Raw genomic sequence first — 11,290 nt, forward strand, 5'->3', positions numbered from 1 at the left:
GTCGCCCCCGCTCAGGGTGCCGAGGTCGACGACCCGATAGCTGTGCGGGGGTGACGGCGCTGCGACGGCGATGAACGATCGCGGCGACATCGTCGGCTGGAGCACGGTCGCCAGCGGCGCCCGGCACGCCGTGCTGTGGCGCCACGGTGTCATCACCGACCTGGGCGTGCTACCGGGTGACACGGATTCCAGCGCCGTGGACGTCAACGAGTTCGGTGACGTGGCGATCACCTCGTTCGGCTCGGACTACCTGACCCGCGCTGTGCTCTGGCGCGACGGTCAGCTCCACGACCTGGGCACCCTGGGCGGGGAGAACAGTGTGGCAATCGGCGTCAACGACCGGCGGCAGGTGCTCGGCACCAGCGAACCGGCCGGAGACATGCCGCACCGCTTCCTGTGGCGCGACGGGGTCTTCACCGACCTGGGTCGGGAGTACTTCTACGAGTTCACCGCCGACTTCAACAACGCGGGCGACGTGGTGGGCGGGTTCAACGTGCCGCCGCAGGACTACCCGTGCACCTGCGTGGGTGGCCGGCTGCGCGACGGGGTGTTCACGCAGATCGGCAGCGAGGCCCTCGGGGTCAACAACCGGGGCCAGGTGGTGGGCGCGGCGAACGGCCGGGCGTTCCGCTGGCAGAACGGGACACTGACCGACCTCGGCACGCTCGGTGGCGACTGGAGCCGCGCCACCGCGATCAACGACCGGGGTGAGGTGGTGGGCCAGAGCACCACCACCGCTGCGTGGCACCCGTTCCTCTGGCGCAACGGGTTGATGACAGACCTGACCACCCGGGGCGTGTGGGAGACCGACTCGGTCGAGGACATCAACATCAGGGGCCACCTCGTCGGCGCCCGGGGGAACCGGCCGGTGCTCTTCCGCTGAGCGGAGATCTTCGCGCCGTGGACGGGCGGGGCGCGGCCTGACCCGCCGGCCAGACCGCGCCCCTCCGTCCGAGGTCAGCCGGTTACCCCGCTACTGACCACCCACTTCTGGTGTGCGCCGCCCGCGTACGTGCCGAGCTGGATCTGGGTGCGGTCGGCGCTGCTGCCGCCGGCGGCCTCCAGGACCTTGCCCGACTGCGGGTTGCGGATCGACCCGTCGGCCTGTGGCTGCCAGACCTGCGCGGCGGTGCCGTTGCAGGTCCAGAGCTGAACCTTCGTGCCGTTGGCGGTGCCGCCGTTGTCCACGTCCAGGCACTTGCCCAGCACCCGGTACGTGTCGCCGACCTTCGTCCACGACTGCGCTGTGGTGCCGTTGCAGGTCCAGAGCTGGATCTTCGTACCGTCGGCGGTGCCCGCGTTGTCGACGTCCAGGCACTTGCCGCCGACGCCGGTGATGGTGCCGCCGGTCGGCGGCGGGGGACTGCCCGGGATGGAGTTGAGCGTGTACCACGCCTCGGTGCTCCACAGTGACTGACCGCTGGTCGAGGTGAACGGGCGCGGGGAGCGCAGGTGCACCACCCGGCCGGCCTTGCGACCGGGCACCGTGAGACTGACCTTCTTGCCGTCCGCCGAGAGGGTGGCCGAGGTGACGGTCAGGGTCTCCTCGTCGATCTTCGGACCGCCGTAGCTCGACGTCGCCACGTACCGCCACTGCTTGAGCTTGTAGCGCGCGGCCAGCTCGGCGGCGGTCGCCGTCGACACCGGCTCGGTGTACTCCACCTCGAAGCCGGTCGTGGTGGCGCGCATCGCGAGCATCTCGAACGTGGTGGCGGTGTTCGGGGTGAGCTTCTGCAGGCCGTACGAGAGTTTGCCGGTCTGGCCCCAGTTGCCGCCCGCGCCGAGCCCGCCGACGTAGATCGCGCCGTCCGGGCCGACGTTGACCTCGGAGACGCCCGCCTCCAGGCCCTGGGTGAGCCGGAACAACGCGCCCTGGTACTCGCCGTTGACCTTCTCCACGTTCGCCCGTTGCAGGCCGCCGTAGGTGACGTCACCGATGACGAACTGGCCGGCGTAGCGACCGCTGGTCAGGTAGAGCGGAGTGCTGGGCGAGTTGGCGATCTCGTTCTGCGGCATCCAGAGCACCGGCTGCGTGACCGGTGCGGTGTCGAACGGACCCGCCGGGTTCGTGAAGTGGTTGAAGAACCGGCCCTGCTTGATGTGCACCAGCTTCGACGAGGGCAGCCAGCCACCCTGGTTGTCGGTGACGAAGATGCCGCCCTCCGGGCCCCAGCCGATCCCGTGTGGCGTACGCAGACCGCCGGCGACGTAGCTGACCGCGCCGGTGTCCTTGTTGACCTTGAGGGTGGTGCCGCGGTTGGTGGCGGGTTGCGGGTTGGTGGTGGCACCGCCGGAGTTGATCGACACCGACAGGTTCAGATAGAAGAACCCGTCCTGGTAGAGCAGGCCGAACGCGAACTCGTGGAAATTGCCGCCGTACGGCCAGGTGGCGACGGTCTCCAGGCGCTCGGCCGCCTCGTCACCGCCGGTGTTCACCAGCCGGGTCAACCGCTGTTTCTCGGTCACGTAGACCACCCCGTCGACGACCTTGAGCCCCATCGGTTCCTTGAGGCCGCCGGCGATCTTCTTGGTGGTCACGTTGCCCGGGCTCGTCGATCCGCCGGTGTTGCCGAGGATCCAGACCTCGCCGTCCTGGGAGGTGCCGGACTGGTCGCTGCCGCCCCAGGTGCTGATGACCAGTCGGCCGTCGGCCAGCCAGTCCATGCCGGTGACCTTCGGCTGGAAGCCGCTGGGCCGCAGGTTGGTCAGGGTGTAGCCGGGGTGCACGCCGGTCAGCGGCAGGCCGTCACCGGGGGTGTCGGAGACGCCCTCGCACTCCTTGCGTCCGGGTGCGGTCACCCGGACCACGCCTGCGTCGGTGCTCAGTGCCGAGTTCGGTACGACAACGAAGGTCGACGAACCGGGCGTCTTCCACTCCAGGGTGATCTGCTGCCCGCCGCCACGCTCGAAGTGGTCGATCCGCAGAGCGTGCAGGCCGGCGGTGAGGGTGACGGTGCCCTCCTTGGGCGGGGTCGCGCCGTGCAGGCCGTCGTGGTTGATCACTACGGCGTTGTCGATCGACAGCTTGGAGCCGTCGTCGCTGCTGAGCCGGAAGGTGTAGCTGCCGGCCTGGGTGGTGGTGATGTTGCCGAGCACCTGCGAGACGAAGTTGTCCTCGAAGCCGAAGTCGGCCGCCGAGGTCCAGTTGATGGTGGACATCAGCTTGTCCACGTTCGGGGTCTGGGCGGGCTTGAGGGTACACAACTCGGACAGGGGCACCTGCACGTCGAAGACGCGCAGCGTGACGCCCGGTTCCTGTGCGGGGGCGGCGTTGGCGGGGGCGGCCCAGAGACCGGCGGCGAGGACGAGTGCCAGCGCACCCAGGACGGGATGGTGGAGTCGGCGTAGCAGGCGTGTGCCCATCGTTCCTCCAGGAGGCAGTGGAGTGTCCGACGGCCGGCGTGGATCAGCGGTGAGGATGACCGTCGGCCCGGCTCCGTAACGTCCTCGACGCCGACGAGTGACGTTGCGGAAACACCGGGTGGATGGCTCGGAACATTAAGGCGTTTCGATTGAACTGTCCATGGCTTCGCTCCGATGCATCAAAAGTTACCGATGTCCATGCGAAAGTTCGCCATGTTACGCGAAGAATGTCTGGCCGATCGGCCTGCCGCTGGGCAGTCAACGGTGCCGTCCGACGGGCCCTGACGCCCACTGCCACGTGCCGGACCGGGCGCTGGCCTACCGCCGTCCGCGCCGGGCCGGGCCGCCGGATCGTTCGCCGGGCTTGCGGGCCGGGGTGGCGGCCTTGCCTGCCGAGGCGGCCGGCCGGCCGCTTCGTGTGGTGGCTCCCGGCGTGGCGGGTCGACGGCGGGCCGCCACCAGCACGATCGCGGAGACCACCACGACGATCAGGGCCGGGACCAACCAGGCCGGGAACCCGCCGTCCCCCTGCTCCTTCGCGGCACCGACCGGGTCGCCCGTCGCAGCGCCGGTAGGAGCGACCGGGCTGCCGGTGCCCCCCGAGGTGGCCGCGCCCTCGCCCTCGGCCTGGGCGAGCAGCGCCGGATCCGGCCCCGCCGTGGGCGCCGACCAGCCGGCCGGGGCCGCAGTGCCCGGGCCCTGGTAGTCGAAGGTCACCTCGCCCCGCACCGCCTCACCGTCCGAGGCGACCGAGAGGTAGCTCGCGGTGTAGCGGCCCTTCGCCGGCCAGTGCGCGACGGTGACCATGGCCGGGAAGCCGGTGTGGTAGAGCCGTGGCTCGAACACGCCATTGACCATGAAGTACTCGGTCACCGGCTTGTCCAATCGCTTCGGCTCACCGTAGGACCACCCGTTGTCCACTCGCGACCCGTCCGGACCGCTGATCGCGAAGTGCGCGTTGGACGCCGGCTTCTCGGTGAAGTAGAACGCCAACTGGGGCAGCGGCTCGCGGACGACGGTGCCCTTCAGAGGCGTGGAGGTCGCCAGCTGACCGTGCGCGGACGCCGGGGCGACCGGCAGCAGCAGCGACACCACCAGGGTCGCCGCCAGCGCCGCCACGACACGGCTGAGGGCCTTACGCACAGTGACCAGCTTCGATCGCATTCGTTCATCATGGTCATTTCCCCGGCACCGAACAAGACGTAGAGTTCTCCTCCCCGACGATCAACCCGACACCCGTCCCCCTCGCGTCGTTCGGAGTCCGCCCGTGTTCGTCCGTACCCCCGCTGCCCGGACCGCCGCCGCCCTCGCCGCCGCCACCCTCGGCGCCCTGCTCCTCGCCGGTTGCGGGCAGGACGACGACCTCTCCGTGGCCGCCCCCTCGCCGACTCCCACGTCCGTGGCCCCGTCGAGCGTCACCTCCACCGGGCCGACCCCGACGGCGGCCAGCACGCCCAGCGCCTCCGCCAGCACCGCCGCTGTGGACCAACAGATCACCGTCACGATCGCGAAGAAGCGGGTCGACCCGCCGACCGGACGGGTCACCGTCAGTAAGGGGCAGTCGGTCCGGATCACCGTCACCTCCGACGTGGCCGACGAGCTGCACGTGCACGGCTACGACCTGGGCGCCCGGCTGCCGGCCGGCACGCCCGGCTCGGTGGAGTTCCGCGCCGACAAGACCGGACTGTTCGAGGTGGAGACGCACGATTCCGAGCTGGTGCTCTTCCAGCTCGTCGTCCGCTGAACGACATGACGGCCGCTCCCACGCTGCTGGCACACGGCGTCGGTGGCCGTCAGGACCTACCGATCACCCTGCCGCAGCTCGTCGTCGCCGCCGCGCTGACCCTCGTCGTCACCTTCGTGGCGCTGGGCCTGCTCTGGCGCGAACCCCGGCTCGACCGGGACGCCACCGGCGGTCGCCCGGTGCCGCACCGGCTCGCCCGACTCGTCGACGCGCCCGGGTTCCGGTGGGCGCTGCGCGGGCTCGGCCTGCTCGCCGCCGCCTGGTTCTGCCTCGGTCTGGTGGGCGGGCCCGACACCGCTGACAACCCGACCGCCGGCGCGCTCTACGTGCTGCTCTGGGTCGGGCTGGCCCCGCTGTCGCTGCTGCTCGGCCCGATCTGGCGGGCGGTCAACCCGCTGCGCACCGTGCACCTGCTCGTGGCGCTGGCGGCGCGGCGCGACCCCAACCGTGGGCTCCGTGAGCTGCCCGACAGCGTCGGTTGGTGGCCGGCAGCCGCCACCCTGTTCGGGTTCGTCTGGCTGGAACTGGTCGCCCCCGACCGGGCCACCCTGCCGGTCATCACCGCCTGGCTGACCGGGTACGCGATGGTCCTGCTGGCCGGTGCCGTGCTGTTCGGCGCCGGCTGGTTCGACCACGCCGACCCGTTCGAGGCGTACAGCACCCTGATCGGTCACCTCGCCCCGCTCGGCCGGGCCGCCGACGGCGTGCTGGTCTGGCGTAACCCGCTCGACGGGATCGCCGGCCTGCGACCCCGCCCCGGGCTGGTCGCCGTGGTGATCGTGCTGCTCGGGTCGACCATGTACGACAGCCTCTCCAACGCGCCGGGCTGGTTGCGCTTCAGCCAGGAGAACGGCCTGCACCCGGCGGTCACCGGCAGCGCCGGTCTGAGCCTCGTCATCGCCGCCGTCGCGGCGGCGTACCTCGCCGCGACCGGCGCTGCGGCGCGGATCGGTCGTGCCGAAGCGCCCGACGCCCGTCAGGTGCCGGGCGAGATCGCTCACTCCATCGTTCCGATCGCCGTGGGGTACGTGGTGGCGCACTACTACTCGCTGCTGATCCTGGAGGGCCAGCGCACCGTCGCCTTGCTCTCCGACCCCCTGGGCACCGGCGCCAACTGGCTCGGCACCGCCGGCTGGGAGCCGCGGACCGCGCTGATCACGCCCTCCGGGGTGGCGAGCGTCCAGATCACCGTCATCATCCTCGGGCACCTGCTCGGCACGCTGCTCGCCCACGACCGCGCGCTGTACCTGTTCCCCCGGGCCCGGGCGGTGGCCGGCCAACTACCCCTGCTGGCACTGATGGTCGCCTACACCGTCGCCGGTCTGCTGCTGCTCTACGCGGGGTGATCCCGCCCGGCTCCGACCCGTGCGCCATCATGGCCCGTGGACTCCGATCTTCAGCGCTACCTCGACGACCTCGTCAACACCGCCCGGGACGTGCTCGGCGCCGACCTGGTCGGCGCGTACGCGGCCGGCTCGGTGGGGCTCGGGGCGTACCAGCCCGGCCGCAGCGACGTCGACGTGGCGCTGCTCAGCGCCGGGCCGCTCACCCGCACCATCAAGCAGACGCTGGTCGCCCGGCTGCGACACGACGCGCTGCCCTGCCCCGCGCGCGGGCTGGAGTTGGTCGTCTACGACCGCGCGGTGGCCGCCTCCGGCACCCCCGACCCCGGTTTCGAGGTCGAACTGAACACCGGGGCCGCCATGCCGTTCCGCCGCACCCTCGACCCCGCCGACCGTCCGCTCACCGACGGCCGATTCTGGTACGGCCTCGACCGCAGCATCCTGCACCAGAGTGGACTCCCACTGCTCGGGCCACCGGCGGGGGAGGCCTTCGCCGACCTCGCCCCGGCCGACCTGCGCCGGCTGCTCATCGAGGCGCTGTCCTGGTGGCTCGCCCTGCCCACCCCGCCGGCCGACCAACCCGCGCCCGGCACTGAGGACGCCGTACTCGGCGCCTGCCGCTCACTGGTGCGCCACCGCGACGGCGTCTGGTTGGCGAAGGTGGCCGCCGGCCAGCGGCTGCTCGACGCCGACGACCGGGCCGAGGTGATCCGTCAGGCGGTCGCCGCACGCCACGGCGGGCCCCCGCCCACCGGGGCGCAGGCCCGCGCCTTCCAACAAGGGGTACGCGACGAGATCGCCGGGTAGCGGTCGCCTGGGCGGGCCCCGCGGCGCTCAGCGGACCGGGCTGGACACCAGCGAGGCGAAGAGCAGGTTGAGACCCTCGGTCATGGTCGGGTGGGTGATGACCGCGTCCCGCAGGGCGGTCCACGGCATTCCGGCGAGCATGGCCAGCTGCACCGAGGTGATCACCTCACCGGCCTCGGCGCCGAGTAACGACGCACCGAGGATCCGGTCGCTGCTGGTGTCGATGACCGCCTTCCACATGCCCTGGGTCTGTCGGAGGGTGCGTGCCCGGGGGATGGCGGCGACCGGCAGGTGGGCGACCTGGATGTCGTATCCGGCGCGGCGCGCCTCGGTCTCGGTCAGGCCGACCCGGGCCAGTTCCGGGGTGGTGAAGACGGTGTACGGGATCAGCCGGTCGGCGGTGCTGCGTTGGCCTCCCGCGAGGTTCGCCCGGATGATCCGGTAGTCGTCCAGCGAGATGTGGGTGAACTGCGGGCTCCCGGCGACGTCCCCGGCCGCCCAGGTGCGCTCGGCGCTGGTACGCAGGTGCTCGTCGACGTCCACGAAGCCCCGCTCGCTGAGCCGTACGCCGGCCACGTCGAGGCCGAGCCCGTCGGTGACCGGTTCCCGCCCGGCCGCCACCAGCACGTCGTCCCCGATCACCACGCTGCCGTCGTCCAGCGTCACCCGGAGCGATCCGTCGGCCTCCCGGTCGACGCGCGCGACGGCCACACCCACCCGTACGTCGATGCCATCGTCGAGGAAGACGCGCATCACCGCGTCGCTGACGTCGGGGTCCTCGCGGGTGAGCAGCCGTGGACCACCCTCGACCAGTGTCACCGCGCTGCCGAACAACGCGAACATCTGCGCGAACTCCACCCCGACGGTGCCGCCGCCGAGCACCACCAGCCGGGCCGGCAGCCGGTCCAGGCGCAGCAGCTCGTCGCTGGTGAGCACCCCGGCCTCGGCCATCCCGGGCACCGACGGCAGATGGGGGCGGGTGCCCGTGTTGATCACCACGTCGCTGCCGCGCAGCAGTCGCTCGCCGCCGTCGGCGAGTACCACCCGTACGGTTCGTGGGCCGACGAACCGGGCCTCGCCGATCACCAGGTGCAGCCCGGAGTCGAGGAACTGCTGCCGGTTGGCGGCGACCATCCCCTCCACCACGTCCTGCTTGTGTTCGCGCAACAGGTCGATGTCGACCCGGCCGCCCTCCACCGTCAGGCCGAGCGCCGACGCGTCCCGCAGCTGGCGGGCGGCCCGCGCGCTGGTCACCAGCGCCTTCGTCGGGATGCACGCGACGTTGATGCAGCTGCCGCCGATCATGCCGCGCTCGACCATGGCGACCCGCTGACCGGATCGGGCCACGTCCATGCTCAACGTCTTGCCGGCCTTGCCGCCACCGACGACGAGCAGGTCGAACTCCTCCGGTTGGTCGGTCACCGGGCGCTCCTCTCGGTCACCGGCCGGGCCGGCGGCCACCGCTGGTGCGCGGCGGCCAGCCCAGCCTGCCAGCTCCGACCTGCGAGGCGACCCGGTTCCTCGCAGAATTCGCCCGAGCCATCACCCGTTCCTTGATCACCGCTGGTCAGCCATCGTCCATGAGCTTCGTCGGCGTACCCACGTGGCGAGCCCGGTGGGGGATCATTGCTGGATGCCTGACATCCCGCCGCGGTTCCGTGCACGGGTTCGCCACGAGCCGGATCGCTCGTACGCGGTGCTGGTCGACGGACCTGACGGAGAGGTGCTGGTCGGCGCCACCGGCAGTCTGAGGAAGGTGCGCACTGTGGCACGCGAGGGTGCCGCTCGGCTGTACGGGGTGACGGCGGAGCGGGTCGACGAGGAGTACCTGGACATGGTGATCCCTCAGCCTCCGTATGGGCGCGACGGGCAGTGGGTGCGCATCATCGCGGCAGGCGAATCCGCCGCGCCGGACGACCTCGTCGACCTCGGCAAGGTCGGACAGGCGCACTGGTTCGGCCCCGAAGGCGCCTGGTTCGTCACGGTGGCCGGCTCCGGCACCGCCATCTATCCCAGCGAATACCTCGACTTCGCCCCTACCGTCACGGGCGAGGAGGTCGCCGAGCTGCGGAGGTACCTCGCTCGCTCAGCTCAATCTCCCTCGTGAGTGGCTGGGTCGTCGACCGGCCGGACGCTCGGCCCGGGCCCGTGCGGATCCGCTCCGGGCCCGGGTGCAACCGCGGCTGAGGTCAGTGTCGGGCGGCGCCGTTCTCGCTGACCGGCTGCCCGAAGGCCAGGAACGGCACGGGCGTCGGTGCGTCAGTGCCGATGTGCCGAGGGAAGGTCCGGTCGGCGTCGTCGGCGCTGACCTCCCGGGCCGCCGTACGGTCGGACGTCGTCGACTCCTCCGCAACCGCCGCAGCGCCAGCATGCGCGTCGTCTGCCTGCTCCACCGGTGCCCGGTCGCCGTTCGCGTGCTCGGCCGGGGCCTGGTCGCCACTGGCCTGGTCCACCGGGGTCAGGTCCGCGTAGCCGTTCTCGGCCGAGCCCCGATCGGCAGGTGCGACGCTGAGCAGGGCGCGGTCGGCAGTGGCGCGATCGGTGTCCGCATCGTCCACTGTCGGGCGCTCCGCGGAGTACCGGTCGACGCGGTCGACGGTGAGCCGCTCGACGCGCTCCGGGGCGGGTCGGTCGGCGCTGGAGCGGGAGCCCACCATCGGGTACTCGGCGGTCTCCGTACCGCCGGCTGCCGCGGCCATGACCGCTGCGGCGGCGAGGTCGGCCACCCGCTTCGCCTCCCGCTGTACGCGGGCGCGGACCTCCTTGGCGTGCCGCTCGGCGGAGTCGCCGGCCCGCCGGGCCTCGTCCAACCGGGCGCTTTCGGCGGTCAGGTCCCGACGGACCTCACTGAGTCGCTGCTGCATCCGGGACAGCTCGTTCTCCAGCGTCTCGCCCTCCTGGCGGATCTCGGCGAGCTGCTGACGGCCGGTGTCCAGCTCCGCGTTCAGGTCGGCGGCCTCCTGCCGGCGCTCCTCAAGCTCCTTCTGCAGGGCGGCGAGCTGCTGCTGATGGCTGGCGGCCTGCTCGTCGGCGCGGTTGCGCAGCTCGGTCACGTGCTGCTGCGCCTCGGCGAGCAGCGCGGCTATCTGCTGCTCGGTCGCGCTGCGCTGCTCGGCCAGCTCCTGCTCGGCGGCGGCCTGCTGTTCGGCGATGTCCTGCTCGGCGGCGGTACGCCGTTCGTTGACCTCTCGCTCCACGCTGGCCTGCCACTGGGCCATCTCCTGCTGATGCTTGGAGCGGGCCGACTGGAGTTCCTGCTGGATCTGGGTACGGGCCGACTTCATCAGCGCGTCGGCGGCGACCCTGGTCTGGTTGAGCTGCTGCGCGCTCTGCTCGGTGATCCGCTTGGCCTCGTGCTGGGCGCGCTCGTGCGCGGCCTCACCGTCGGCCCGCAACTGCTCGGCGTGCTCGCGGATCGCTGTCAACTCGGCCTCGGCGTGGGCGCGCCGCTCCTCGTGCGCCTGCTCCTGCTCGGCCCGCCGCGTGGCCAACTCCTCCGACAGGTCCTGACGTGCCTGCGCGGCCCGCTCACGGGTGTCGGCGAGGATCCGCTCGGACTCGCTGCGCAGCTCGTTGGCCCGGTCGGTGGCCGACTCGGTGATGATGCCGGCCTGCTTCTCGGCGAGCGCCATGATCTCGCCGACCATCGGGCCCAGATCGTGGAACGAGGCGCGGTCCACCTGCACAGGTTGCTCCTGAAGCTCGGCCAGTTCGGCGCGCAGTCGCTGCACCTCGGCGGTCAGTTCACGGACGCGGACGGCGGAGCGCCCGTGCTCTCCGCTCAGCATCGCGATCTGGCCGTCGAGCTGCTCCAGGTGCCGGTCCACCTGGCGTTTGTCGTATCCGCGAAGGGCGAGCTCGAAGCTCGGCCGGGAGGCCGCATCGTCGCGTGCTGCGTGCGGCTCAGCGCCGATGGACATGCACCATCCTCCGTACGATCGGGGCGTCAGGGTCGGCGATCGCCTGCCCCACGGGCCGTCAGTGTGGCGCAACGCTACCGCTGACCCGACCTCATGCGAAGTCCTGCCCCACC

General features: G+C 71.7%; 9 protein-coding genes. 5 read left to right on the top strand and 4 right to left on the bottom strand.

The genetic code is table 11. The annotated features are described in order from the left end of the window. Window positions 1-70 precede the first annotated feature (70 nt). A complete protein-coding gene (locus tag AB0B48_RS13035; protein WP_357200128.1) occupies window positions 71-883 on the top strand; it encodes a hypothetical protein in 813 nt (270 codons plus the stop codon). 74 nt (window positions 884-957) lie between these two features. Here AB0B48_RS13035 and AB0B48_RS13040 read toward each other — a convergent pair whose 3' ends face one another. Then, window positions 958-3,363 carry a ricin-type beta-trefoil lectin domain protein gene (locus AB0B48_RS13040; protein ID WP_357200131.1) on the bottom strand — a complete coding sequence of 802 codons (2,406 nt, stop codon included), beginning with the start codon at window positions 3,361-3,363 and terminating at the stop codon, window positions 958-960. A gap of 318 nt (window positions 3,364-3,681) precedes the next feature. Then, window positions 3,682-4,527, bottom strand: a complete 846-nt coding sequence (locus AB0B48_RS13045) for a copper resistance protein CopC (RefSeq protein ID WP_357200134.1) — start codon at window positions 4,525-4,527, stop codon at window positions 3,682-3,684. A gap of 103 nt (window positions 4,528-4,630) precedes the next feature. On the opposite strand from AB0B48_RS13045, the gene AB0B48_RS13050 reads away from it, so the two are divergent. Genes AB0B48_RS13050 through AB0B48_RS13060 form a run of 3 tightly spaced genes read left to right on the top strand, consistent with a single transcriptional unit; the run spans window position 4,631 to window position 7,257 of the window. Next, window positions 4,631-5,107 carry a hypothetical protein gene (locus tag AB0B48_RS13050; RefSeq protein ID WP_357200137.1) on the top strand — a complete coding sequence of 159 codons (477 nt, stop codon included), beginning with the start codon at window positions 4,631-4,633 and terminating at the stop codon, window positions 5,105-5,107. 5 nt (window positions 5,108-5,112) lie between these two features. Beyond that, window positions 5,113-6,453 (top strand): hypothetical protein, encoded by a 1,341-nt coding sequence (locus tag AB0B48_RS13055; protein WP_357200140.1) that lies wholly within the window; start codon window positions 5,113-5,115, stop codon window positions 6,451-6,453. A gap of 36 nt (window positions 6,454-6,489) precedes the next feature. Then, complete coding sequence (locus AB0B48_RS13060) at window positions 6,490-7,257, top strand: nucleotidyltransferase domain-containing protein (RefSeq protein WP_357200143.1); 768 nt, start codon at window positions 6,490-6,492, stop codon at window positions 7,255-7,257. 27 nt (window positions 7,258-7,284) lie between these two features. Here AB0B48_RS13060 and AB0B48_RS13065 read toward each other — a convergent pair whose 3' ends face one another. Further along, window positions 7,285-8,679 carry an FAD-dependent oxidoreductase gene (locus AB0B48_RS13065; protein ID WP_357200146.1) on the bottom strand — a complete coding sequence of 465 codons (1,395 nt, stop codon included), beginning with the start codon at window positions 8,677-8,679 and terminating at the stop codon, window positions 7,285-7,287. 211 nt (window positions 8,680-8,890) lie between these two features. Here AB0B48_RS13065 and AB0B48_RS13070 point away from each other — a divergent pair, with 211 nt between their 5' ends. Further along, window positions 8,891-9,364, top strand: coding sequence for a hypothetical protein (locus AB0B48_RS13070; RefSeq protein ID WP_357200149.1), 474 nt, complete (start codon window positions 8,891-8,893; stop codon window positions 9,362-9,364). Window positions 9,365-9,446: 82 nt separating this feature from the next. On the opposite strand, the gene AB0B48_RS13075 is transcribed toward AB0B48_RS13070, so the two are convergent. Next, window positions 9,447-11,177: a hypothetical protein gene (locus tag AB0B48_RS13075; RefSeq protein WP_357200152.1), complete on the bottom strand. Its 1,731-nt coding sequence runs from the start codon at window positions 11,175-11,177 to the stop codon at window positions 9,447-9,449. Window positions 11,178-11,290: the final 113 nt, after the last annotated feature.

Source organism: Micromonospora sp. NPDC049089 (assembly GCF_040648775.1).
Lineage (GTDB): Bacteria > Actinomycetota > Actinomycetes > Mycobacteriales > Micromonosporaceae > Micromonospora.